19 protein-coding genes are annotated in these 24,075 nt (G+C 61.5%); 15 read left to right on the forward strand and 4 right to left on the reverse strand.

Translation table 11 applies throughout. The features are described 5' to 3' along the window. Positions 1–174: 174 nt before the first annotated feature. The 7 genes from D3I60_RS08065 to D3I60_RS08095 all read left to right on the forward strand — a co-directional run bounded on the left by D3I60_RS08065 (position 175) and on the right by D3I60_RS08095 (position 8,918). Positions 175–1,920, forward strand: a complete 1,746-nt coding sequence (locus D3I60_RS08065) for an ABC transporter substrate-binding protein (protein ID WP_262775621.1) — start codon at positions 175–177, stop codon at positions 1,918–1,920. Positions 1,921–1,927: 7 nt separating this feature from the next. Next, entirely contained in the window at positions 1,928–2,872 is a 945-nt protein-coding gene (locus tag D3I60_RS19165; RefSeq protein WP_262775622.1) for an ABC transporter permease, read from the forward strand. Continuing rightward, positions 2,872–3,867 carry an ABC transporter permease gene (locus D3I60_RS08075; protein WP_262775623.1) on the forward strand — a complete coding sequence of 332 codons (996 nt, stop codon included), beginning with the start codon at positions 2,872–2,874 and terminating at the stop codon, positions 3,865–3,867. The genes D3I60_RS19165 and D3I60_RS08075 overlap by 1 nt, the downstream gene beginning before the upstream one ends. After that, on the forward strand, positions 3,864–4,700 hold the full coding sequence (locus tag D3I60_RS08080) for an ABC transporter ATP-binding protein (protein WP_262775624.1): 837 nt from the start codon (positions 3,864–3,866) through the stop codon (positions 4,698–4,700). Before D3I60_RS08075 ends, D3I60_RS08080 begins: the two co-directional genes overlap by 4 nt. 2 nt (positions 4,701–4,702) lie before the next feature. Then, entirely contained in the window at positions 4,703–5,512 is an 810-nt protein-coding gene (locus D3I60_RS08085) for an ATP-binding cassette domain-containing protein (protein ID WP_262775625.1), read from the forward strand. Between the two features lie 93 nt (positions 5,513–5,605). Beyond that, complete coding sequence (locus tag D3I60_RS08090; protein ID WP_262775626.1) at positions 5,606–7,117, forward strand: S10 family peptidase; 1,512 nt, start codon at positions 5,606–5,608, stop codon at positions 7,115–7,117. 73 nt (positions 7,118–7,190) lie between these two features. Then, positions 7,191–8,918, forward strand: coding sequence for a DUF885 domain-containing protein (locus D3I60_RS08095; RefSeq protein WP_262775627.1), 1,728 nt, complete (start codon positions 7,191–7,193; stop codon positions 8,916–8,918). Between the two features lie 67 nt (positions 8,919–8,985). Here the strand turns inward: D3I60_RS08095 and D3I60_RS08100 are convergent, their stop codons facing one another. Continuing rightward, on the reverse strand, positions 8,986–10,491 hold the full coding sequence (locus tag D3I60_RS08100) for an amidohydrolase family protein (RefSeq protein ID WP_096161273.1): 1,506 nt from the start codon (positions 10,489–10,491) through the stop codon (positions 8,986–8,988). A 282-nt stretch (positions 10,492–10,773) separates the two neighbouring features. On the opposite strand from D3I60_RS08100, the gene D3I60_RS08105 reads away from it, so the two are divergent. Genes D3I60_RS08105 through D3I60_RS08115 form a run of 3 tightly spaced genes read left to right on the forward strand, consistent with a single transcriptional unit; the run spans position 10,774 to position 14,312 of the window. Further along, positions 10,774–11,478: a GntR family transcriptional regulator gene (locus tag D3I60_RS08105; protein WP_096161274.1), complete on the forward strand. Its 705-nt coding sequence runs from the start codon at positions 10,774–10,776 to the stop codon at positions 11,476–11,478. Positions 11,479–11,504: 26 nt separating this feature from the next. Beyond that, positions 11,505–12,665, forward strand: coding sequence for an NAD(P)/FAD-dependent oxidoreductase (locus D3I60_RS08110; protein WP_096161275.1), 1,161 nt, complete (start codon positions 11,505–11,507; stop codon positions 12,663–12,665). Positions 12,666–12,695: 30 nt separating this feature from the next. Then, the gene (locus tag D3I60_RS08115) at positions 12,696–14,312 is read left to right on the forward strand and encodes an AbgT family transporter (protein WP_262775628.1); all 1,617 of its coding nucleotides are present in this window, start codon (positions 12,696–12,698) and stop codon (positions 14,310–14,312) included. Between the two features lie 186 nt (positions 14,313–14,498). Here the strand turns inward: D3I60_RS08115 and D3I60_RS08120 are convergent, their stop codons facing one another. Next, the gene (locus tag D3I60_RS08120; protein WP_262775629.1) at positions 14,499–15,299 is read right to left on the reverse strand and encodes an IclR family transcriptional regulator; all 801 of its coding nucleotides are present in this window, start codon (positions 15,297–15,299) and stop codon (positions 14,499–14,501) included. Between the two features lie 76 nt (positions 15,300–15,375). Here D3I60_RS08120 and D3I60_RS08125 point away from each other — a divergent pair, with 76 nt between their 5' ends. From D3I60_RS08125 to D3I60_RS08145, 5 genes are read left to right on the forward strand one after another with little or no spacing between them, the layout of a single operon-like run. Then, positions 15,376–16,356: a 2-dehydro-3-deoxygalactonokinase gene (locus D3I60_RS08125; protein ID WP_262775630.1), complete on the forward strand. Its 981-nt coding sequence runs from the start codon at positions 15,376–15,378 to the stop codon at positions 16,354–16,356. Further along, complete coding sequence (locus D3I60_RS08130; RefSeq protein ID WP_262775631.1) at positions 16,349–16,963, forward strand: 2-dehydro-3-deoxy-6-phosphogalactonate aldolase; 615 nt, start codon at positions 16,349–16,351, stop codon at positions 16,961–16,963. The genes D3I60_RS08125 and D3I60_RS08130 overlap by 8 nt, the downstream gene beginning before the upstream one ends. After that, positions 16,945–18,156, forward strand: a complete 1,212-nt coding sequence (dgoD, locus tag D3I60_RS08135; protein ID WP_262775632.1) for a galactonate dehydratase — start codon at positions 16,945–16,947, stop codon at positions 18,154–18,156. Before D3I60_RS08130 ends, dgoD begins: the two co-directional genes overlap by 19 nt. A gap of 36 nt (positions 18,157–18,192) precedes the next feature. Continuing rightward, entirely contained in the window at positions 18,193–19,527 is a 1,335-nt protein-coding gene (locus D3I60_RS08140; RefSeq protein WP_262775633.1) for an MFS transporter, read from the forward strand. Continuing rightward, positions 19,524–20,828, forward strand: a complete 1,305-nt coding sequence (locus tag D3I60_RS08145) for an MFS transporter (protein ID WP_262775634.1) — start codon at positions 19,524–19,526, stop codon at positions 20,826–20,828. The genes D3I60_RS08140 and D3I60_RS08145 overlap by 4 nt, the downstream gene beginning before the upstream one ends. Positions 20,829–20,831: 3 nt before the next feature. On the opposite strand, the gene D3I60_RS08150 is transcribed toward D3I60_RS08145, so the two are convergent. Together D3I60_RS08150 and D3I60_RS08155 are read right to left on the reverse strand one after the other, a co-directional pair. Next, positions 20,832–21,074, reverse strand: a complete 243-nt coding sequence (locus D3I60_RS08150) for a DUF6994 family protein (RefSeq protein ID WP_262775635.1) — start codon at positions 21,072–21,074, stop codon at positions 20,832–20,834. Between the two features lie 78 nt (positions 21,075–21,152). Further along, the gene (locus tag D3I60_RS08155; RefSeq protein ID WP_262775636.1) at positions 21,153–24,071 is read right to left on the reverse strand and encodes a sigma-70 family RNA polymerase sigma factor; all 2,919 of its coding nucleotides are present in this window, start codon (positions 24,069–24,071) and stop codon (positions 21,153–21,155) included. Positions 24,072–24,075 lie beyond the last annotated feature (4 nt).

A 24,075-nucleotide genomic window follows, 5' to 3' on the forward strand; every position in this document is an offset into this window, starting at 1 on the left:
GGTGAAGATCACGTGAACTTCATTTCTGTCGCTGAGGAAGTGCCTCCTGATTGGACATTTGTTGACACGTTGCGAAAGTGTAACCGTGCAACGGATACTGCAGAAGTGCAAGTGTGCGGTAGCCTGCGCGCTCTGATCCACAAATCATGACGGAACAGTCGAAGGAGACTTTTCATGAAGAAGCGAGCGTTATCGATGGTTGCGATGGCCGCTGCCGCCACGATGCTTGTAAGCGCCTGTGGGAATGGGAACTCAGGCAAGGGGGACGGTGCTCAATCCGTAATCGATGACAAGACCGGCTTTGCCTCATATACCGGCGAACCGCAGAAGGGCGGAATTGTCGAAGTGCTGGGTGGAGTCGACTTCTCCCACCTGGACCCGGCCATGGGCAGCGACGGCAATGTCCTCAACCTCTACAACCTCCTCTACCGCAACCTCACTCAGTACAAATACAACCGGGAGTCCGGGGAACTAGAGCTTGTCGGCGATCTCGCCGAGGACACCGGAACGCCGAACGAGGATTCGACCGAGTGGACTTTTAAACTCAAGGAAGGCGTGACCTTCGAGGACGGTTCGCCGATCACCGCGGAGGACGTGAAGTTCGGCTTCGAGCATGCCTTCGACCCGTCGCTGGCCATCGGTCTCGACTATCTGCAGAACTATGTCAAGGGGGCCAAAGACTACGAAGGTGTCTTCGAAGACCCGGACGGGCTCGACTCGATCAAGGTCGTCGATGACCGGACGATCACGATCGAGACGAATGAGCCGATGGCTGACTTCCCAAGTGTCGTCGCGACCGCCCCGGGGGCCCCTTTCCCGAAGGACAAGGTGACTAAGGTCGACCAGATCCAGAAGGATCCCATCTCGTCGGGACCGTACAAAGTCGACGAGTATAAGCGTGGCGAGTCGCTGACCCTGGTCCGCAATGAGAACTGGAACGCAGAGACCGATGACATCCGTCCGGCCTATCCCGACGGCTTCAAATTCACGGTCAGCCTCGACCAGAATACGATCGATCAGCGGATGATGTCCGGGCAGGGTGAAGATGCCAATGCAGTCTCGTCTTCGACTAATCCGGTTGTGGCGGCCAATCTGGCGAAGATTACTCAGGATCCCAAGCTCTCAGAGCGCACAGTGCAGTCCATGCCCTCCTGCAACTACTTCATGGTAATGAACAACACCAAAGGGCCACTGGGCGATAGAAAGGTTCGGCAGGCCATCAATTGGGCCGTGGACAAGTCAAGCGTGGTCAATGCCAGCGGCGGTCCGCAGCTGGCCGATGTTGCACCGAACCTGCTGCTCCCTAGCGTGCCGAACTACGACGACACCGACCCTTACGCCACTGAAGGAAACACCGGCGATCCGGATAAGGCCAAGGCCATGCTCAAGGAAGCCGGCGCGGAGAACCTTAAGCTGACCATGGACGTTCGTGCGCTGCCGATGTGGCAGGCGCAGGCCGAAGCGGTGCAGCAATCGCTGAAGAAGGTCGGCATCGAAGTCAAACTCAACGTCATCGACCAGGCGAAGTTCTACGAGGTCCTGGCCACCCCGAGCCAGCAGAACGAACTGGCAATCACAGGCTGGTGCTCCAACGGCTGGTTCTCCGGTGAACCGCTGCTGGGACCCCTGTTCGATGGTGAGCGGATCACGAAGACCGGCAACCTCAACCAGTCCCAGATAGACGATCCAGCACTGAACAAGGCCCTCGACGAGGCAGCCGTCATGCCCGATCTCGATGACAAGACCGCCGCATACTCGAAGATCAACGAACAGGTCCTCGACCTCGCACCGGTCGTGCCCCTGGTCCGTCCGCGTCCGCTCCAGCTCGTCGGCTCCAACGTCGGCGGAGCATTCGCCAACCCGTCCAAGACCGGATACATCGACTACTCGCAGCTGGGTCTTCTCAACCCGGAAGGATAGTTCACACGTGACTGCCTCGCTTTCCAACCAGGTCGAGGAGTTCGGTCGGCCCGCCCCGGGGGAGGATTTCTCCCCCGGGGCGGGGGCCCTGAAGAGGATCCTGCGCAAGCCCTCGGTGATCCTGTCCTTGGGGTTCCTCGTCTTCATCGTCCTCCTGGCGATCTTCGCCCCGCTCATCACCCAACTCTCCGGCTACAGCCCCTACGAATTCGACGAAGGAGCCGTCGACCCGGCCCTCGGCGGTCTGCCGCGCGGCCCACTCGGCGGCATCAGCGCCGACCACTGGATGGGCGTCGAACCCCAGAACGGCCGTGACATCTTCGCCCGCATCGCCTACGGTGCACGCGTCTCGATGCTCATCGGCATCGGCGCCACCGCCATCACCATGATCATCGGTGTCGTCATGGGCGTAATCGCCGGCTTCCTCGGCGGATTCGTCGATGCCGCGATCTCGCGGGTCATGGACTTCCTCATGGCCTTCCCGGCGCTCATCTTCATGATCGCCATCCTCTCTGCCCTGCCCCAGGGCAACCGGCCGCTCCTGCTCGTCCTAGTCCTTAGTCTCTTCTCCTGGCCGGCCACAGCTCGCGTGATTCGCGGACAGACATTGTCGCTGAAGAATCGGGAATTCGTCGAGGCGGCCAAGACCTCCGGCGCCGGCTGGGTTCCTCTGGTTTTCCGCGAAGTGCTTCCGAATCTCTCAGGCACCATCGTCGTCATGGCTACCCTGGCGGTGCCGACGTTCATCGCCACCGAGGCAGGCCTATCCTTCCTCGGTGTGGGCATCACCCCGCCCGATCCTTCGTGGGGGCAGATGATCGCCTCGGCAGTCACCTGGTATTCCAGCGATCCGATGTTCTTCGCAATACCTGGCATGTTCCTCTTCCTCACGGTGCTCTCATTCACCGTGCTCGGGGACAACCTGCAGAAGATCTGGGCGGGAGGACTCTGATGGCCCGTTATCTCGTCAAACGACTGTTCGCAGCGCTCATCATCATGTTGCTCGTCGTCTTCTTCACCTTCGTCATCTTCTTCCAACTCTCTCCGGACCCGGCCGCCAGCATCTGTGGGCAGACCTGCACTCCGGAAAGGATCGAGGCGATCAGGGATCAGCTGGGACTCAATGAACCGTTCTTCACCCAGTTCTTCACTTTCCTCGCCGCGATCTTCGTCGGCCGAGACTACGGTTCGGGCGCCTCAGCGGTTCACTGCAACGCCCCGTGCATCGGCTACTCGTTCCAGACCAACCAAGACGTTCTGCAAGGGATCATCGACCGCCTGCCTGTTTCGGTGACCATCGCCGTCGGAGCCGCGGTCCTGTGGCTGCTCTCCGGGGTGGCCGCCGGTGTGATCAGTGCCGTAAGGGAAGGCACCTGGTGGGACAAAGGAGCGATGATGTTCGCCCTGGCCGGGATCTCCCTGCCGAACTACTTCGTCGCCCTCGTCCTGCAGTACTTGCTCGTCGTCCAACTCCAATGGCTGCCGTTCCCGACTGTGGTGCCGTTCACTGACAGCCCTGTGCAGTGGTTCCAGGCCTACCTCATGCCGTGGATGGTGCTGGCGCTTATGTACGCGTCGATGTACGCCCGGCTGACCCGCACCAATGTCATCGACACCATGGGCGAGAACTTCATGCGCACGGCCCGGGCCAAGGGCTTGGGACGTGGTGCCGTCCTCATTCGCCATGGACTGCGGCCCTCGCTGACACCGATCGTCACTCTTCTCGGCGTCGACTTCGCCACCCTGCTCGGCGGGGCGCTGATCACCGAAACGGTCTTCGGCCTCAACGGCGTCGGCCGGTACGCCTACGACGCGATCGCCGTCAACGATCAGCCTGTGATCATGGGGGTGACCCTCGTGGCCGCTTTCGCCGTCATCATCGCCAACATCGTGGTCGACCTGCTCTACCGGGTGCTCGACCCCCGAGTGAGAGTGAGCAGCTCATGAGTGCACTATCCACTGAGACCCCGGTCCTGTCCGTGAGCGACCTGTGCATCGAATTCCCCCTCGGCGTTGTCGTCGACGGCAGTTCGTTCGACATCGCCCGCGGCCAGACGATGGGTCTGGTCGGCGAATCAGGGTCGGGCAAATCGATGACTTCGCTGGCGATCATGGGTCTGCTGCCGAAGGAGGCGACGACGACGGGTTCGGTCCGCTTCCACGGCGACGAGCTGCTCCACCGCTCCGATGCCTCGATGCGGCGCACCCGCGGTGACCAGATCGCGATGATCTTCCAGGACCCGCTGTCTTCGCTCAACCCCTATTACACGGTCGGCTTCCAGATCGCGGAGGCCTATCGTGCCCACAAGGGAGGCACTAAGGCAGCGGCGATGACGAAGGCCGCCGAGGCGATGGATCGGGTCCGCATTCCCGATGCCGTCGGCCGCGTCGGACACTACCCTCATCAATTCTCCGGGGGGATGCGCCAACGCGTAATGATCGCGATGGCGCTCGTGTGCGAACCCGACCTCATCATCGCCGATGAACCGACCACGGCTCTCGATGTCACCGTCCAGGCCCAGATCCTCGATCTGCTCGCTGAAGTGCAGGAGATGACACAGGCGGCGATGCTCTTCATCACCCACGACCTGGCTGTCGTCAGTCAGATCTCCGACCATGTCACGGTGATGCGCTACGGCCGGACCGTCGAACAGGGCACAGCGGAGCAGATCTTCTCGAACCCGCGCAACGACTACACCCGAGCACTGCTGGCCGCGACGCCGCGCCTCGACGATGTCGTCGACCTGCCCGAGCCCATCCTCACGAACGGAGGCGAGTGAGCATGAGCGACACCGACACACCGCTTCTGGCGGCGACTGGTCTGAGCAAAGAGTTCCGCACCGGCCGCAAGGAGGTCTTCACCGCGGTCGAAGGAGTGTCCTTCGACGTCCAACGGCGACAGACGTTGGGCATCGTCGGCGAATCCGGGTCGGGCAAATCGACCACGGCCCGCATGATCGCCCGTCTCATTGACCCCACCTCCGGCTCGATCGAGTTCCAGGGTGAGGAGATCACGCAGCGTTCGGGGGCGGCCCTGCGTGACTTCCGTAGCGGGGTGCAGGTGGTCTTCCAGGACCCGTACTCCTCGCTCAACCCGCGGCATAGCGTCGAAGAGGTCGTCTCGGCCCCCTTGCGCTATCAGAAACGCAAGGCTGCCGGTGGCTACCGGCGCATGGTCAAGGAGGCGATGGAGCGAGTCGGGCTCAACCCAGATCACTCCGGTCGCTATCCGCGCCAGTTCTCCGGCGGGCAGGCCCAGCGCATCGGCATCGCGCGTGCGCTCATCGTCGAGCCGAAGCTCGTCATCTGCGACGAGGCTGTTTCGGCCCTCGACGTGTCGGTCCAGGCGCAGGTGCTCGAACTGCTCGTCGATCTGCAGCGTGAACGCGACATCTCCTATGTCTTCATCGCCCACGATCTGGCGGTCGTGCGACAGATCGCCCACAAGGTCGCCGTAATGAAGAAGGGGCGGATCGTCGAGCAGGGTCCGCGCGATGAGATCTTCGATGATCCGCAGCACGAGTACACGAAGACCCTGCTCTCGGCGGTCCCGAGCATCGATCCCCGCTGGGACGCGGGACGGCGCACCTGACAGGCACAGTTGCCTCGGCGATAGATCTCTGTTCCTCCACCGCTCATCCATTCTCCACCAACTCCTCACACAGGGAAGGACCTCAATCCCATCATGTCTGACGCACAGGATCAGCCACAGCCGACGAACACACCGCACCCGGTCGATGACTTCGTCACCACCATTCACGATCTCGAACTGCCCACCGGGGTGCTCAGGTACCGGGCCCAGACGGGCCGGATGGTCGTCAGCTCCGAAGTCGTCGAGGACGGGGTCTTCGCCGGGCTCAAGCCGAAGGCGCAGATCTTCCTCACCTCCTACACCGCCATCGCCGAGGGCACCGAGGACGGCCAGGACGCCGGACGGCCAGTCGTCTTCGTCTTCAACGGCGGCCCCGGATCGTCCTCGGCGTGGATGCACATCGGTCTCTTCGGTCCCCGTCGGGTCGTGGCCAACGATGTCAACGATCGCACCCCGCCGCCCTACGGCCTCGTCGACAACATTGAAACCACGCTAGCTCATGCCGATCTCGTCTTCATCGACCCGGTGACCACGGGATACTCGCGCACCGCGGAGGGGGAGAAGCCCGAGGACTTCCACGGGTTCACCGGCGACCGAGACGTCGTCGGCGAGGCGATCCGGCTGTGGCTGACGCGGAACAATCGATGGATCTCGCCGAAGTTCCTCGCCGGGGAGTCTTACGGAACCACGCGGGCCGCGGCCCTGGCCGGACACCTGGCCAAGCGGCACGGCATCGCGTTCAACGGCATCCTCCTCATCTCGGCCGTCCTCGACTTCGCCACGATCGACTTCACGGAGGGCAACGAAGCACCTTACATCCACTATCTGCCGACGTTCGCCGCCATCGCGCACTACCACGGCAAACACCCCGGACGGGAGCTCGAGGACGTCGTCGCCGAGGCCACGGACTTCGCCTATGGGGACTTCAGTCGGGCGCTCGAGCGCGGACACCGGCTCGCAGATTCCGAGCGCGCTCGGGTCGGCGCGCGACTGGCCGAGCTCATCGGCATCGATGAGGAGTTCGTGGCGCTGGCTGATCTGCGCATCGACGAGTTCACTTTCTTCACCGAGCTGCTGCGCGACCGGCGGCTGCGAATCGGTCGTTTGGACTCCCGATTCACCGCGCACCCGGGCAAGGTCGCCTCCGAAGTGCTCGGCGACGACCCTTCCTATCCGGCGATCCAATACCCATACACCGTGGGGATCAATCATCTGCTGAGAGCCGAGCTCGGTTACGAATCGGATCTCACCTACGAGGTGCTCACGGCCCGGGTTCACCCCTGGTCGTACAAGGAGTTCGAGAACTCCACCGTCAACACCGCCGAGGACCTCGCTTTCGCGATGCGGATGAACCCGCATCTCAAGGTCTACGTAGGCTTCGGGTATCACGATTCGGCGACACCGTTCGCCGCCTCGGAGCACGTTCTGGCGCATCTGCGGATCTCCGATAAGTCCCATGACCAGATCGTCCGCCGCTACTATCCGGCCGGGCACATGATGTACGTCGACCAGAAGGTCAGGGTCGATCAGCTGCGCGACATCGACGACTTCATCTCGTGGGCCTCAGGCACCGGGGACAGACCCGCGTCGAACAATCCCCTCTGAGACAACAGCTGTGCGGCCCGTCGTCGGGCCGTACGATACCGAACCGATCACTATCGAGAATAGGAGTGCGCACGTGTCCGGACACCATGATCGTCACGACAGCCGTGCCGAGGTCTCAGCGGCGAGTCGACGGCTTGCCGAGATCATCGATGCCGAATGGTCTTGGAGGGAGGCCGAATTCGGGTCGCTGTCGCAAAGGGCCTCGCTCGTCGACTTCCTGCCCGATGTCTCTGAGAAAGCGCAGCTGCGTCGCCGACAGATGTGGGAGAAGACCCTCGGCGAGCTCGATGCACTCAGAACCGCTGACCTCAGTGCTGACGAGAAGGTCGACTTCGACGTCTACCACCAGCAGCTGACCGCCCTCGTCGAGGCGCAGCGCAACCGCATGTGGGAGCGTCCGGCGACGGCGGATTCCGCGTTCTGGCGCTCGATGGCCTTCGACGCCTATCGTCTGGTGCTCGAGGGCGCGGAGTCGGCAAGAGCATATCTGCGCATGCTCGCCGACATTCCCCGGTACTTCGACCAGCAGATCGAGAATATGCGGGCCGGGGCGGCGCGTGGGTTCGGTCCGGCACGCGTGTGTATGAGCGGTCGGGAGGAACCGGTGCGGGTCATCGCCGAGGCCGAGGACGTCACCGAACTCTCGTTCTTCGGTCCCTTCCGTCGGATGCCGACGGTCGTGCCCGAGCAGGTTCGCACCGAACTCCACGAGGCGGCCGCGCAGGTGCTATCGGCCGAGGTCATTCCCGCCTACCGGAAACTGCTCGAGTTCCTGACAACGGAGTATCTGCCGAATCTGCCGGAGTCGATCGCCGCGGTGGACCAGCCGGGCGGCCTCGAGTTCTACCGGTCCCAGATCAGGGAGTATTCGACGACGGATCTCAGCCCGCAGGAGATCTTCGACCTCGGACAGACAGAGGTGAAGAAGATCCGGGAGGAGATGGAGGACGTCGCCGCCGAGCTCGGCTATCCCGGTGACCTGCCGGGTCTGTTCGAGTTCATGCGCACGAGTCCGCAGTTCTACGCGACGACGAAGCGTCAGCTGCTGGCCGAAGCTGCATATACGTGCAAGGCCTTCGACCGGGTCGTCCATCAGTACTTCGGACGACTGCCGCAGCAGCGCTTCGCGATCATGGAGACACCGGCGGAAATCGCGAAGTTCGATACGTTCGGTCGCGGCGCCCCCGACCGGTACCTGCTCAATACGTACAACCTGCCGGCGCGGCCGCTGTATTCGCTGCCGTCTTTGACCCTGCACGAATCTGCGCCGGGCCATTCGTTCCAGATCTCGTTGGCGGAGGAGCTCGAGCTCAAGGACTTCCGGCGACTCTACATCTCAGCCTTCGGTGAGGGCTGGGGTCTCTACACCGAGCGGCTCGGCGATGAGATGGGGATGTACGAGACGCCTTTCGAGCGCATGGGCATGCTGTCGTTCCAGATGTGGCGGGCCGTGCGCCTCGTTGTCGATCCGGGCATGCATGCGCTCGGTTGGAGTCGGGAGCAGGCGCAGGACTTCCTGCGGGCCAATACGGCGATCGCCGAACATGAGATCGTCACGGAGATCGATCGCTACATCTCCTGGCCGGGTCAGGCCACGGCCTACTACCTCGGGCAGCTGACGATTCAGCAGCTGCGGCACGAGGCCGAGGAGACGCTGGGCGAGGTCTTCTCGATCAGGGACTTCCATGACACGGTCCTCGGCATGGGCAGCGTGCCGCTCATCGTGCTACAAGCACATGTGCGTGCCTATATCCGTACGGCCGCCGCCGAGCGGCAGCCTCAGGCGGCCGCCAGCCACTGAGGATCTCGCCTCACACGACATCGACCCCGGTCGGACCATGAGTCCGGCCGGGGTCGAGCCATATCGATCAGTTCTGGGCGGACTTCTCCTCGGCGACCATGGCCTTGACGTCTTCACGAAGTTTCCGGGCGTCGTAGACGATGCCCGAGCGCAGGGTGTAGTCGACTCCGCCGACGCGGTTGAGGCCGGATTCTTCGGCTCGGAGGTGACCGTGGCCGTAGAGGACCTTGAAGTTGCTCAGCGGGTTGTCCTTGACGATGAGCAGGTCGGCGATCTTGCCGGGTTCGACCGAGCCGAGCTCGCCGTCGATGCCGAGCAGCTGGGCGCTGTTCAAGGTGGCGGCGCGGACAACTTCGAGGGGGTGGAAGCCGGCTTCGAGGAGGAGTTCGAGTTCTTCGATGAGGCCGAAGCCGAAGACCTTGTAGATGAAGCCCGAATCCGAGCCGGCCGTGACCAGGCCGCCGAGGTTCTTGTAGTCGTTGACGAAGGACATCCATTTGACGTAGGCGTGGCGCCACGCGATCTCGTCTTCGCTCGTCCAGTCGCCCATGTAGGAGCCGTGTTTATCGGCCGAGGGCTGGAAGAACTCCCACAGGGTGGGGGAGGTGTAGTCGGGGTGCCATTCGGAGGTGCGCACGCGGGCGGCATCGCGGGAGCCGATGTAGATGTTGAAGGTCGGGCTCAGTGCGGTGCCGAGTTCGAGGAGTTCGCCAAGCGTCTCCTGCCAGGCGTCGCTGCCGCGTTCGGCGGTCTGCAGCCACAGGTGGGCGCCTTGGCTGAAGCGCTGGGGTTCGCTGTTGTGGTTGTAGTCGGTGGGTACGTGCTGGAGGGTGCGGTCGCGGAACATCGCTTCGGGGATGCCGTACCAGTGTTCGATGCTGTTCAGTCCCCACCTCGCCGAGGTCAGCGCATTGACCTGCGCGGCCCGGCGCTGGTCGTGGTGGCAGGCGGTGCGCAGCCCGCGAGCTCGGGCGGCTTCGACGGCGGCCCCGAAAACGGTGGGGGAGGTGCCGAAGAATTTCACGCCGTTCGCACCGCGGTCCGCGACCTCGTTGACCCAGGCGGTCGCCTCGTCGGCGGTGACCGGGGTGGGCCCGTCGAGGGTTCCGGAGCGCAGGGCGGGGTATATGTGCAGGCGTGGGGCCGCGATCTCGTTGGCCTCGGCGCGGCGGGCTTCGTTGACGGTCCAGTCGAGGCCGTTGAAGGCGCCGAGTTCGCGGATGGTGGTCACGCCGTGGCCGAGCCAGAGCTTGAAGACGTAGTCAGCGTTCGGGGCTTGGTCGGGTTTGCCGATGTGGGCGTGGGAGTCGATGAGTCCGGGCATGACGTAGGCGCCGTCGAGGTCCATGACTTCTGCGCCGTCGGTCGAGGGGCGTTCGGTGAGGCTGCTTGCCCCGTTGGGTTCCCAGATTCCGGTGATCCGGTCACCTTCGATGAGAATCTCCGCCGGCCCGTAGGGTGCGGCTCCGGTGCCGTCGATGATCATGGCATCGCGGAGGACGAGCCGGGCGTACGGTCCCGCTCCGGTGCTCCGGTCGGGGGCGGCGATCTGGCTAGTGGATCCGAGCGTCATTGACGGTCTCCTCAGGGTTTCGCGTTCGAGCGGCGTGCTCTTCGCTGAGCGTGGTCGATGCACTCTTCACGCTAGCCGAATATTCGCTGGTCAGCACAATGACCTCGCAATGCAGAACTCGTTCTCTTTTCGAACTCGTACGCGGCCAAATCGGTGGTCAGCCGGGGGTGCGCCAAAGCTCTCGTCGTTGCAAAGACGGTGCCGCCAGACATTGGGTAACGATGTTCCGTCTCCTTTGATGTTCAACTTGATAGGACAAGTGCATAGATGTATGGTCAACTCATGGACGATTTGTTTCGGAGCATTCAGCGAGACCTCCAACGGCAGATCCGCTCAGGAGAACTTCCTGAAGGAGCGAAACTCCCCAGCGAGAATGAACTCTGCGCGCGGTACTCGGTGAGTCGGCCGACGGCACAACGAGCACTCAACGAGCTTGCCGCCGATGGGGTCGTCGTACGTCAGAAGGGCCGCGGGACATTCGTCGCGACTTCGCGGAAGCAGATCAATCTGCTGTCGTTCACCAACCCCGCCGTGGCCCGTCACGGAGGGCCCGGACGGCACGAGGTGCTCTCGGCCCAGGTGACTGTCGCTTCCGACGCGCTGCTGCCGCTTCCCGGAGTTGAGGCCGACACCGCAGTCACCGAAATCGTCCGTCTGAAGTTCGATGCTCTCGATCGTCCGCATGCGTTGGAGACACACGTCATCCTGTTCTCCGCCGCCCCGACGATTCTTCGCCAGAAGCTCGAAGACCTCGTCATCCTCGACCACCTGCAGTCCAGTGAAGTCGATGTGGATACTATTCGCGTTTATCTGGAGCCGACACTCGTCAGTGACCGTGAAGCCCAACTGCTCACGTGCGAGTCGGGAACACCGGCGCTGAGGCGTCGCCGTGAGCTGCGTGCACCAGACGACCAAGTGCTGGAGACGACAGCAACCTTGGTCCGACCGGGGACCTCCGAATTCTTCATCGAACTGCCCGCCAACTAACAACGAACGAATACAGAGGACCTCATATGCACATCATCGTCATCGGCTCAGGATTGCTCGGGCTCAGCACCGCCGACAATCTGGTGATGTCAGGTGCCGACGTCACGCTCGTCGATGCTCGAGACCTGGGTGCCGGCACCTCCGGCACGAGCTTCGCCTGGACGAACGCCAATGGAAAACTCGACCCCGCTTATCACGAACTCAACATCGCCGGAATGAAAGAGCACTCCCGACTCGCCGACACTCTGCCGGGGCCGCGCACGTACCATCGATCGAGCGGACTGCAGATGGCCGATGCGCGCCAGGCGCCGAAACTGGAGGAAAAGATCGCTCGCCTCAGCGAGCTCGGATATCCATCAGAGCTGCTCTCAGCCGACCGCGTAGGCGAGATCGCCGGAGACATCTCAGTTCCTGAGAACATCGAACTGATCGCGCATTTTCCATCAGAAGGATATGTGCTCACCGAACAGCTGCTGCACAACCTTCGTGCACACGCTGTCGAACATGGCGCGAAGCTGGTTAGAGGAACAGTCACCGAGGTGGACGAAGGTGGCGATCAAGTCGAGGTCCATCTCGGCGACGGGCGTGTGCTCTCAGCAGATCGAGTCGTGCTCGCCACAGGACGCTGGACGCAAGCGCTGGCTCAAGCCTCAGGATTCGAGACTCCGATGAACGATGAGATTGGTCGGGGATCTGCGGTGACGGGTCTCCTCGGCTATGTGAGGACGAACTCGACGCGGGTGAAGGCAGTCGTGCACACGCCCGAGCTGAATCTGCGACCGGGGGAGGACGGAACGATCGTCGTCCAGGCTCTCGACCTCAACCCGCGAGTCGACCCCGCGGCCCCACCAACTAACGAAGGACCATTTGCCAAGGAAATGGCAGAGAGATTCACTGCGGTGACCAACGATTCAACGCCCAACCTGATCGACCTTCGCGTGAGCTATCGGTCCCTGCCTGCCGACGGTTTCACGATCGCCGGATTCGCGGCGGGGCTATCTCGTACCTACTGCCTCGTCACACACAGCGGGATCACGCTTGGCCCGCTGCTCGGCCGCTTGGCTGCCGAGGAGCTCGTCGACGACAGCCAACAGGACTTGCTTGAGAATTTCCGCCCGACCCGGTTCGAATATGCCACGGCGACCGTCGGCCACCTAAGCCCGCCACTGCAGCTCGGCGATCAATAACACCACTTTCATGTCGATCAAAGGAGACCGATGACTTCACGAATCACCGCCGAACCCATTGTGCCGGAGCGGCTCCCACTGCTGTATCGAGCGATCGGCTTGATCGAGCGGATCGGAAATCTGCTTCCGCACCCGTTCTGGCTGTTCTGGATCATGGCTCTGCTGCTCGGCATCGTCAGCTGGGTGCTCTCGGGGGCCGGTGTCTCAGTGACGCTGCCCGAGTCCAATGAGGTCGTCGAGGTCAAAAACCTGCTGTCGACCGATGGTCTCAAATACGCCATCGAATCGGCGCTGGACAATTTCGCATCCTTCCCGCCCCTGGCGGTCGTGCTCGTGGTTCTACTCGGTGTGAGCGTCGCTGAGAAGAGCGGCGTGCTCGAAGCCCTCATCCGGCTGACGATCATCAGATTGCCCAAACGGTGGGTGACTTTCGCGATCGCCTTCAGCGGAATGATCGCCCACATCATGGGCGATGCTGCCTACTTGGTAATGATCCCGTTGGGAGCGATGGCCTTCAATGCTGCGGGACGGAGCCCAGTTCTCGGCGTGATGGTGGCTTACGCATCTGTATCCGCCGGTTTCAATGCGAGTCCACTTGTCACTCCCTCCGATGCGATCCGCTCTTCGCTGGCGTCGGCTGCGGCCCAGACGGTCGACTCGAGCGCTTCGATCACACCGGTGGCAACCTATTTCTTCTCGGCCACCTCGTCGCTGCTTCTCGCCGTGATCATCACCCTGGTCGTGGAACTCGTGCTCGCACGGCGAGAGGACTTCAAGGCCCCAGCAGAAGAAGCCGCGAACGACGGCGGAAATGCCGACGGCGAAGCCACCGCCAGTGAAGCCACCGGAATCGGTCGACCCGTGGAGGACCGCACCGAGTTGATGTCTCTCGACAACGGCCAGACTCGCGGCTTGTTGCGGGCAACGGCAGCCGGAGTGGTCTTCATCGGCGCAGTGGTCGTCATCCTGCTGCTGCCGGACTCACCATTCATCGAACCCGGGCAGCCGCTGGTCGAATCGATGGTCCTCGACAACATCGCGATCTTCATCTCTCTCTTCTTCACTCTGACGGGGATCATCTACGGATACAGCACCAAAGCATTCACCACCCTCAGAGCTGTTCCTGAGGCGATGATCGGCGGTGTGGTCAATCTTGCGCCCGTCATTGTCCTCTTCTTCGCCGTGGCCCAATTTCTCGCATACTTCAGCTGGACAGGGATCGGCTCGGTGCTTACAGTCAACGGCGCAGATCTGCTCCAGAGGCTCGAGGCCCCACACCTGGTCGTGCTCATTGTCATCATCGTCGGAGTGGCGTTTATCAACATGATCGTGACGAGTGGTTCGGCGATGTGGGCGATCTTTGCGCCCATCCTCGTACCGATGATGATGTACTACGGTGTTCGCCCTGAGGCCGCTATGGTGTCGTTCATGATCGGAGACTCAGTGACGAATGCCGTGACACCGATGAGCGCCTATTTCGTCCTCGCGCTCGGATTCGTTCAGCGATATCGTAAGGACGCGGGGATCGGCACACTCATGGCCTTCACGGTTCCGCTGTCGTTCGCGATCCTCATTGGCTGGGCTCTCTTCTTCTGCGTGTGGTATTTGCTGGGCATTCCGCTCGGCCCCGGGGTTGTTCTCCACTGATTTTGGAATCAGTGCAGGCCGACCGCGCTTATGGGGTCAGAGCGCCCCGCGAGTATCTGCGGGCTCGGCGGTTCAAGGTGGTGTTTCCAAAGAAGAGCACCCCGGAGGTACCGCGGGCCTCGTGGCGGTCGTCGACCAGCGTTCAGCGTCGTTATCGACCGACCTACAAGAATTGCGAGGCCCGCATTAGTTGCGACCGCCTATCCGGTCGCGATCGGCGCCATACCCCAACTTCACCGAAATCTCCCTCGCAGCTGCCTTCATCACAGGCACCAACGCCTGCATCCGATCTTTCGGCATGAAGGGACGCGTCGCCGACAGTGAAATGCCGGCGACGATGTCTCCACTGCCGTCGCGGATGGGAGCGGCTACGCACCGAATGCCCGGTTCGTTCTCTTCGAGGTCGAGCGAGGCCCCGTCGCGGGTGTAGCCCTGCATCCGCTTGACGAATGCGTCGACCGCCGCGGAATCGGCACCAGGGTTCTCTGCAACGAACAAACGCTCCCACCGGTCATCCTGCCCAAGCAGCAGCGCCTTGCCGACACCGGTGCGAGTCATCGGCATCCTGTGGCCGATCCGTGAGCGCATCTCGGCCCCACGGGTACCCGGGATCTTATGGAGATAGAGCACCGACTCACCATCCTCGACCGAGAGATGGATCGTGTCCTGAGTCCGTTCGGCCAACGCCTCCAAGCTCTCCCTGGCTACGACCGGCAGCGGATCCTGATTGAGCGCGGTGAAACCATACTCGATCAGCGTCGGCCCGAGCCGAAACTCTCCCGGCGACCCATGCCGCAGATACCCCATCTGCACCAACAGCTGGATCATCCTGTGTGCACTTGACCGACCGATACCCGTCGAATCAACGATCGACTTCAGCGTCGTCGAGCCATGAGCCACGGCGCTGACGATCTGCAGCCCTCTGGCCAGGGTCTGAGTGCCCTGCGGAATGGCTTCGCCGATAACAGTTCCAGAATCTTCGATCATCACCCCAGTATGTCACCTATCCCACATATAGGGACACCGGTGGCGCATGGTGGAACACGTGCCCATAGTGGCTCTTATGGCAAATCTGGCACCATTCGAGGCCCCACAGATGATCGGCCTCGACTGGGGGACAAGCTCTCTGAGAGCCTTCCTCATCGGCAGCGACGGACAGGTTCTCGCTGAACGCAACGGTTCCGACGGCATCATGGCCGTCAGCTCCGACACCACAGACCTCCGAGGCGACTTCTCCCGAATCGCTGAAACCGCGGCCGGTGATTGGCTCACCAGCTACGGCCCCCTGCCGATGCTCGCCTGCGGAATGATCGGCTCAGCACAGGGTGTCGCCGAGGCGGGCTACCTCGAGTTGCCCACCGACCTCGGCGACATGGGCGGGGAACTGACGACGGTCAACCTGACGACGGGTGACCTCCACATCGTTCCCGGCCTGCAGAAAACCCCGACCGGGGCGACCGCTCCCGACGTCATCCGCGGGGAAGAGACCCAACTGCTCGGCCTCCTGGGCGAAGAAGAGAACGAACCCAGCACGGTGATCCTGCCCGGCACCCACACCAAGTGGGTGAGCTGCCAAGGACAACGCGTCACCGACTTCACCACCTCGATGAGCGGAGAGCTCTTTGGCCTGCTCAGCACCTCATCAATCCTCAGCCGCCTCGCCGAACCCACCGCCGGCTTCCACTCCGAGGCCTTCGACTGGGGACTGAACGTCGGAGGCGACAACCCCGCCGCATTGACGTCCTCAATCTTCTCCGCCCGAACCTGGGCTCTCGACGGGCGTCTGCGTGCCGAAGAAGTCAACGACTACCTCTCGGGAATGCTCATCGGCGCCGAGGTGGCCCACCAGCTCACCGTGGTTGCCGAGTCGAGCGCCCCCGTCATCGTCTGCGGAACCACAGATCTGACGAAGCGCTACACCCGCGCACTGCACCGAGCAGGCCGAGAGACGATCAACGCGAATCCGCGCGCTGCGGCCACCGGTCTCTTCCGCATCGCCGAACAATCCGGCCTCGTCCCGACCAAGGAGTATTCCCATGTCTGACACTGTTCCCTCCGGCCTCATCGCCATTCTCCGCGGTGTCCGCCCCGACGAAGTCCTCGACATCGCCGAGGGCATCGTCGCCGCCGGGTTCTCTGCCATTGAGGTTCCACTCAACTCGCCCGACCCTCTCGACTCGATCGCCGCATTGGTCGAACGATTCGGCAACGACGTGGAGATCGGTGCCGGTACTGTGCTCACCGCCAATCAGGTCCGCGAGTGCCAGCAGGCAGGTGCCCGTATCATCGTTGCCCCCGACACTGACACCGAAGTCATCCAGACCGCGGTCGGGATGGGGCTCACCCCATACCCGGGGGCTGCGACCCCGACCGAGGCCTTCGCCGCCACCAAGGCAGGTGCCACCAAGGTCAAACTCTTCCCCTCCTCGGCGGTGGGGATCAGCGGGATGAAGGCCTGGAGTGAAGTGCTGCCTGCCGGCACCGAGCTCTTCCCCGTCGGGGGAGTAGGAGCCGACAACGCAGCCGAATGGCGCAACGCCGGAGCCGCGGGCCTGGGCCTGGGGTCCTCGCTCTATCGCCGAGGCGACCGGCCCGACGACGTACGCGTGCGGGCCGAGGCGATCGCCTCGGCGTGGGCGCGCACCAACTGAGCACCGATACATCAACGACAACATCCGAACGAAAGGCCAGACCAATGAAGATCACGTCGATGACGACGTACACAGTGCCGCCTCGGTGGCTGTTCCTCAAGATCGAAACCGATGAAGGAATCGTGGGATGGGGCGAACCCATCATCGAAGGCAAGGCAGCCACCGTGGCCGCCGCCGTTGATGAGCTCTCCGACCTGCTCATCGGCGAGGATCCGGCGAACATCGAGGACCTGTGGACGATCATGTACCGCGGTGGCTTCTACCGCGGTGGCCCCATCCTCATGAGTGCGATCTCCGGAATCGATCAGGCACTGTGGGACATCAAGGGCAAGGCGCTTGGCCAACCTGTGCATCAGCTCCTCGGCGGGAAGGTCCGGGATCGGATCCGCACCTACTCGTGGATCGGCGGAGACCGTCCAGGCGACACCGCCGCAGCCGCACTCGAGACGAAGAAGCGCGGATTCACCGCCGTGAAGATGAACGCCACCGAGGAGCTGCAGTTCATCGACTCGTACACCAAGGTCGACAAGGTCATCGAGAACGTCCAGGCGATCCGGGAAGCCACCGGTGAGGACTTCGGCATCGGTGTCGACTTCCACGGTCGAGTGCACAAGCCGATGGCCAAGGTCCTCATCAAGGAGCTCGAGCCGTATCGTCTGCTCTTCATCGAAGAACCTGTGCTGTCCGAGCACTTCGGTTCGCTTCGCGACGTCATGGCGAACACACCGACGCCGATCGCGTTGGGAGAGCGGCTCTTCTCACGGTGGGACTTCCGAGAAGTCATCGCTTCCGGTGCCGTTGACATCATCCAGCCGGACGTTTCCCATGCCGGTGGCATCACCGAGACGCGGAAGATCGCGATGATGGCCGAAGCCTACGATGTGGCGCTCGCGCTGCACTGTCCCTTGGGACCGATCGCGCTCGCCGCCTGTCTGCAGGTCGACGCCGGCAGCTACAACGCCTTCATCCAGGAACAGAGCCTAGGCATCCACTACAACACGAGCAACGACCTGCTCGACTACGTCACCGACCCGTCAGTGTTCAACTACGACGACGGCATGATCGACATCCCGTCTGGCCCCGGTCTGGGCATCGAGGTCAACGAAGAGTACGTCATCGAGCGCTCGGCCGAAGGACACCGGTGGCGCAACCCGACCTGGCGCCACACCGACGGCTCCTTCGCGGAATGGTGACGGGATGGGATCGGTAGAAGAGAAGGGTGTTCAACGATGAGCTCGAAGCCTGAAGCTACGGTGTCGCGACGTGTAGCCTCACCAGGAAGAGCCCGGTGGTGGATCCTCGGATGGCTGCTCGCAGCGATGATGATCAACTACATGGATCGATCGTCACTGTCGATCGCAGCTCCACACATGATCGACGAACTCGGTCTGACCGCCGCGGACATCGGGCTGTTGGGTACCGCGTTCTCACTGACATACGCGTTCTTTCAGCTGCCAGGTGGATGGCTGACCGATCGTCTCGGTGCGAAGCCGGTATACGTCATGGCGTTGGGGCTCTGGTCGATCGCCACTGCGCTGATGGCTTTTGGCCACCACATGTGGCATTTTATGGTGTCACGAGTCCTGCTCGGAGTCTTCGAAGCCCCAGTATCGCCTACTTCAGCGAAGATAGTCGCCGAGTGGTTCCCACCCCGAGAGCGCGGAGCTGCAGTCGGCGTCTACGACTCGGGAAGCAAATGGGGACCCGCCGTCGCTCCGCCGATCCTCACCTTCCTCATTATGGGCTTCGGTTGGCGAGCAATGTTCGTCATCCTCGGTGTGCTCGGTGTCATCGTGGCAGTGGGCTTCTGGGTCTTCTACCGTTCCCCGGAGCATGACCGCAGGGTCTCGGCGGCTGAACTCGAGCACATCCGAGCTCGAGAAGAAGACGACAATGCCCCGACCGGTCACATCCCCTGGTTGAAGCTCTTCACCAAGCCCCAAACTTGGGCAATGGTGCTGGGATTCGTCGCCGTCGTGTGGACACTGAACATCTTCGTGACCTTTCTGCCCCTGATGCTCAATGACATCTACTCTGTGGCCGATGCCGCACTGGGGTGGTACACGGCGATTCCATTCGCGGTCGGAGGCATCGGCGGTATCCTCGGCGGCTGGTTCACTACGAAGTATTCGCGGATGCGGGACCAATTGGCTCCTCTAGTCTGCAAACGTCAGATCGCTGCGATCTATGGCGGCGCGCTCGCCGTATGCTCAGTCCTTGTCGGAGTCACCACTGGCCACTTTGTTCTCCAACTGTCGGCTATGAGCCTCGCACTGTTCTTCTGCGGAGCACTGAGCGCCGTGGGGTGGTCAATCCCTGCTGATGTGGTCACCGGTAGTCGCGTCGCCTCACTGGGATCTATCCAGAACTTCGGCGGCTACTTCGCCGGTTCACTTTCGCCTTGGCTCACCGGAGTCTTGGTGACGACCACCGGCTCATACCTCGTTCCCTTCCTCTTGGGCGCCGTCGTCGCAGTGATTGCGGGAATCGCCTACCTGCTCCTGTTGCGGGCTCCGATACGCGTAACCAGCAACTCAACAGAAACCGGAAACCCGACGCCATGACGAAACTCGACACCGCAGTCGCCACTCGCCCCACACGGATCCGCTACATCATCGCGGTTCTGCTCTTCATCACCGTCGTCATCAACTACATGGACCGGGCCAACCTGTCCATCGCGATGCCGGCTCTGTCCCAGGAGTTCGACCTCACCACAGGACAACAGGGGCTGCTGCTCTCTGCGTTCGGCTGGACCTATGCGGCAATGCAGCTGCCCGGCGGATGGCTCGTCGACCGCGTGCGACCACGCGTGCTCTACGCCTCATGCCTGGTGCTGTGGTCCCTGGCCACACTCTTCATGGGAATGTCCGGCGGGTTCGTCGCACTCATTATCCTCAGGCTCATGGTCGGTGGCTTCGAAGCACCGGCTTACCCCATCAATAACAAGGTTGCGACCGCGTGGTTCCCGGAGCGTGAACGCGGACGGGTCATCGCCTTCTACACCTCGGGCCAGTTCATCGGTCTCGCACTGCTCACTCCTGTGCTGTCGTGGCTGCAGACGGTGCTCACCTGGCACTGGGTGTTCATCCTCACCGGTGTTGTCGGCCTCATCTGGGCCGCGATCTGGTGGTTCGTCTACCGCGAGCCGCGCGATAAGTCGGGAGTCAACCAGGCCGAGATCGATCTCATTGCCTCGGGCGGGGGATTGGTCGATGTCGAGACGGGCGTGAAGAAGGAGGCCAAGCCGAAGCTTAAGTGGACCGACGTCAAGGTCGTACTTACCCGACGGAAGCTCTGGGGAATCTACCTTGGTCAGTTCTGCCTGACATCGACGTTGTGGTTCTTCCTCACGTGGTTCCCAACCTACCTCGTCGACTACCGCGGAATGGACTACATCGAGTCGGGCTTCATGGCTTCTCTGCCGTTCATCGCCGCGCTCGTCGGTGTGCTTCTCTCCGGGTGGGTCTCCGACTTCATGGTGAAGAAGGGGCTGTCGCTAGGTACAGCTCGGAAGTTGCCAATCATCATTGGCCTGGCGATGACAGTGTTCATGCTCGGCGCCAACTACACGGACTCGTCGGCCTTGGTCATCGTGTTTATGTCGATCGCGTTCTTTGGAAATGGCTTCGCCTCGATCACGTGGTCGCTGGTATCAGCGTTGGCACCGGAACGACTCTTGGGTCTGACGGGCGGCATGTTCAACTTCATCGGCAACCTGTCATCAATCGCCACTCCGATCGTCATCGGATTCCTCGTCACTGACGTCGACTTTGCGCCGGCGTTTGTCTACATGGCCGCGATTACGATCGTGGGCGTGCTGTCGTACGTGTTCCTTGTCGGCAAGGTTGAGCGCGTCGAAGAATAGGGACTACTTTAGACTCCGGGCGATCCGTCGGTTGCGGGCTTCAATGAACTCATTGTTCGCCTGCAGATAGTCGATGAGGTCGCCCGGAGTCTTTGGCACAGCCGGGGTCGAGAAGTCATCGAAATGATGAAAAAACCTGATCCGCGAAGCTCGGCTGTCCCAGAGGTCGTCGAGAAGGAAGAACTCGACGTACTCGTGGAAACTCGAGAACAGAGCGAAGAAGTCGGTGCAATGCGTATTAGTCAACTGCCTCTCAATGCACCATCGTCAGGGCTCAAGCAAATGCTCATTCATCCTCTTTGCATACCTCACCTGGGCTTCAAGCTAGGAACGGAGGTAAAACGAGCCCCTCCGCTTCTGCATCTTTGCTTTGAACTCTCTTCGTTGATTTCGTGACGATGACGGAGTTGGCTCAACTGCGTCGAATCGAGGAGCCGGATCGGTCGGTTCAGGGGCAGTTGCTTGTCGCGCTTTCGCGTTTAACTTGCCCGACTGGGCCTTCGTTGCCTCTCCTGTGCTCGGAACTGGTCCGGCGGGCCCGTCGTCCGCATCTGAAATGGTTTGGATTCTCGTTTCAATTGGTTTGACCGGTGAGGCAAGCCGCTGTGGGCGGCTCGGCCCATATCGAGTTTCCTCGACGACTGCACTTGTCAACATCGCTTCCCGAAGAGTCTGTATCGAAATCTTCTCCAGCTGTCGGATGCGCTCGCGAGTGACGTCGAAGATCTTGCCGATGGTGTCAAGAGTCTGCGGCTCTCCGCCGTACCAACCAAAACGTCGCCGCACGATCTCGGCTTCGCGGATGGGCAGCTTGTCGATGGCCGAATTGACCTCCTCGAGGAACTCGGCGTCGAGCATCCTCGTCTCCGGGTCATCCGTGAATACCTCCGGCGTGGCAATGCGATCATCGAATGATATGTGGCTCTCGGCGTAATGTCCGTCCCACTGCAAATCTAGGTACGCGTCGAGTGAAGCCGGCTGCATCCCTAATGCCTGTTCGATTTTCGAATGGTCATGGTTGCACGCCTCGCGAGTTACCTCATCGTGGTTGCAATTCCAGTATTCCGGGAACTTCTCGACGAGATGAACCGGGATGCGAATCGTATTGGAGAAGTCAGCGACGCCTCGGTCAATTCCCTGGCGGATCCACCACGTCGCATACGTCGAGAACTTGTTGCCCTTGGTGAAATCGAACTTCTGGACCGCGCGGACCAGACCTAGATTGCCCTCCTGGATGAGGTCAAGGAAGGACAACTTCCTGCCCACGTACTTCTTGGCGATCGAGACCACGAGACGCAGATTGGACGAGACCATTTGGTTAAGGGCAGCTCGACCGTCAGCACGGACCCACTCCAGATCGTGGCGTTCCCGGCGAGTGGAGTACCGACCGAGGGCTAAGACATGATCAGCAAACATTCCGGCCTCAATGCGCTTCGCAACCTCAACCTCTTCTGCGGCATTGAGCAACGGAAACCGACCGATCTGCTTCAGATAGATGCCGACAAGATCATCGGTATCAGGAACCTTACGGAGCACTTCGCGAGGTTCGTCATCATCGTCGATGTCTTTGAGCAGCAGAACCGGCTTCGGAACGACATTGGGGGATTCGAGCTCTCCAGTTGCGTCGCTGCCTTCGCGGGAAGGCGTCGAATCGTGAGAAGCATCTTCAGTCTCCGAAGTCAGAGCAGGCTCCTCCAAGTTGTCCTGAATCGGACGCGACTGAGTCGGTTCATCAGGTAGTTCAGGAGCCGGCGCTCTGAGGAACTTCCTCAGTTCGCGAATCTCCGTCTCATCGAAGTCAACAATGTGCCTGGCCGATGGAAGTACTGCGCCGAACTGCTGTTCTTGATTGCGCTTCTCGTCTTCGATCGTGTTCACCGCGTAGAGCACGACGAAGCGTCCGTGGCGCCCGTCTGACTTGCGTCGGATGATTCGACCGAGACGTTGCACCGTCTGTCGGGGCTGCTTACTCCCGGAAAGGACGACAGCCAGATCTGAATCGGGGACATCGATTCCCTCGTCGAGGATGCGCGGAGCACACAGCACCTTGGCGACGCCATTCGCGAACAGTTGCATCGCGCCACGCCTCTCATGCGGCTTCGACTCTGAGGACACGGCCTTGGTCTCGATTCCGCAGCGCTGAAGAAGCTGCGCGGCTTGTGTCGACGAATCGACCGTTTGGGAGAATACGAGGGTTCCCTGCGACTCGGCGATTACGGGAGCGATGCCGTTGAGGACCTTCATTTTGTTCTTTGCGTTGGTGAGTACACGCTGCCTCTTTACCACCGCTTCAAGATACTTTCGAGCCATGAACACGACGGGCGAGCGATCCTGTTTCCTGCTGGCCAGCGCCTGAACGGCACTCATGAACTGTTCAAACGGAGCGGACTGCAACTCCAACTTGGATTTCAAAGACATTCCGAGCTTGCTCACAGCGGAACTGGCGACTTGGTACTCTCCGCGTTCCGAATCAGTCAACGTCACTCCGACAAATGCGATGTCGAACTGAGCAATCACGCCATCTCGGAGAGCCCGGTCGTACCATAGCTGAAAGACGACTCCACCGAAATACGGTTCGAGGACAGTTGCCTCAGCATTATCCGGACGTTTGTAAGTGGCAGTCAGCCCAAGGCGATAACTGAAACCCGAGTGCAGACCCTTTGCAAACGTCTTCGCCGCGTAGCGATGGCACTCGTCAGCGATCAGCATGCCCTGAGAGTGTTCCCTCAGCAGCGCTCCTCGCGTTGCCGAATTGATGATGGCAATCAAAATGTCGCACGAGCTAAGTGCATCCTGTCGTCCATTACCCAGAGTCCCGACATCTGCCTGCGGCAACGACTCCATCAGCCGTTGTTGCCACTGGATCTGCAACTCCGCCGTCGGTACCAGCACAAGAACTTTTATGCCCTGGCGAAACGCTTCGTATGCTGCCGTGATTCCGATCATGGTCTTTCCGGCACCGGTGACTGCTTCGACGACACCACGACAACCTGCCTGATGCCAGGCGCCGAGGGCTTCTGCCTGCCAGCTCCAGAGGTCGGGGTTGACTTCACTGCTCGGCCGCGAGGCAACGATGTTGATGAAATAGTCGTCCTGTGGTCTCGCAGAATCGATAGCGTTGACAGGCGCCGCAGATCCCGTTCCGGGGAGCTCAGCGGGCAAAGGAGCGCTGGGGTCATTGAGGTTGCGGGCAGGGCTGATCAACGTCCGAATAGGAGTCGGCGTAACGGAACGAACATTCATCGTT

It is taken from the genome of Brevibacterium permense, assembly GCF_025506275.1.
Classification (GTDB): domain Bacteria; phylum Actinomycetota; class Actinomycetes; order Actinomycetales; family Brevibacteriaceae; genus Brevibacterium; species Brevibacterium permense_A.

Excerpts from the sequence above, each read along its gene's own strand:
- D3I60_RS08065 (WP_262775621.1), top strand. The coding sequence starts at position 175 with ATGAAGAAGCGAGCGTTATCGATGGTTGCGATGGCCGCTGCCGCCACG.
- D3I60_RS08075 (WP_262775623.1), top strand. The coding sequence starts at position 2,872 with ATGGCCCGTTATCTCGTCAAACGACTGTTCGCAGCGCTCATCATCATG.
- D3I60_RS08080 (WP_262775624.1), top strand. The coding sequence starts at position 3,864 with ATGAGTGCACTATCCACTGAGACCCCGGTCCTGTCCGTGAGCGACCTG.
- D3I60_RS08085 (WP_262775625.1), top strand. The coding sequence starts at position 4,703 with ATGAGCGACACCGACACACCGCTTCTGGCGGCGACTGGTCTGAGCAAA.
- D3I60_RS08090 (WP_262775626.1), top strand. The coding sequence starts at position 5,606 with ATGTCTGACGCACAGGATCAGCCACAGCCGACGAACACACCGCACCCG.
- D3I60_RS08100 (WP_096161273.1), bottom strand. The coding sequence starts at position 10,491 with ATGACGCTCGGATCCACTAGCCAGATCGCCGCCCCCGACCGGAGCACC.
- D3I60_RS08105 (WP_096161274.1), top strand. The coding sequence starts at position 10,774 with ATGGACGATTTGTTTCGGAGCATTCAGCGAGACCTCCAACGGCAGATC.
- D3I60_RS08110 (WP_096161275.1), top strand. The coding sequence starts at position 11,505 with ATGCACATCATCGTCATCGGCTCAGGATTGCTCGGGCTCAGCACCGCC.
- D3I60_RS08115 (WP_262775628.1), top strand. The coding sequence starts at position 12,696 with ATGACTTCACGAATCACCGCCGAACCCATTGTGCCGGAGCGGCTCCCA.
- D3I60_RS08120 (WP_262775629.1), bottom strand. The coding sequence starts at position 15,299 with ATGATCGAAGATTCTGGAACTGTTATCGGCGAAGCCATTCCGCAGGGC.
- D3I60_RS08125 (WP_262775630.1), top strand. The coding sequence starts at position 15,376 with ATGGCAAATCTGGCACCATTCGAGGCCCCACAGATGATCGGCCTCGAC.
- D3I60_RS08130 (WP_262775631.1), top strand. The coding sequence starts at position 16,349 with ATGTCTGACACTGTTCCCTCCGGCCTCATCGCCATTCTCCGCGGTGTC.
- D3I60_RS08140 (WP_262775633.1), top strand. The coding sequence starts at position 18,193 with ATGAGCTCGAAGCCTGAAGCTACGGTGTCGCGACGTGTAGCCTCACCA.
- D3I60_RS08145 (WP_262775634.1), top strand. The coding sequence starts at position 19,524 with ATGACGAAACTCGACACCGCAGTCGCCACTCGCCCCACACGGATCCGC.
- D3I60_RS08155 (WP_262775636.1), bottom strand. The coding sequence starts at position 24,071 with ATGAATGTTCGTTCCGTTACGCCGACTCCTATTCGGACGTTGATCAGC.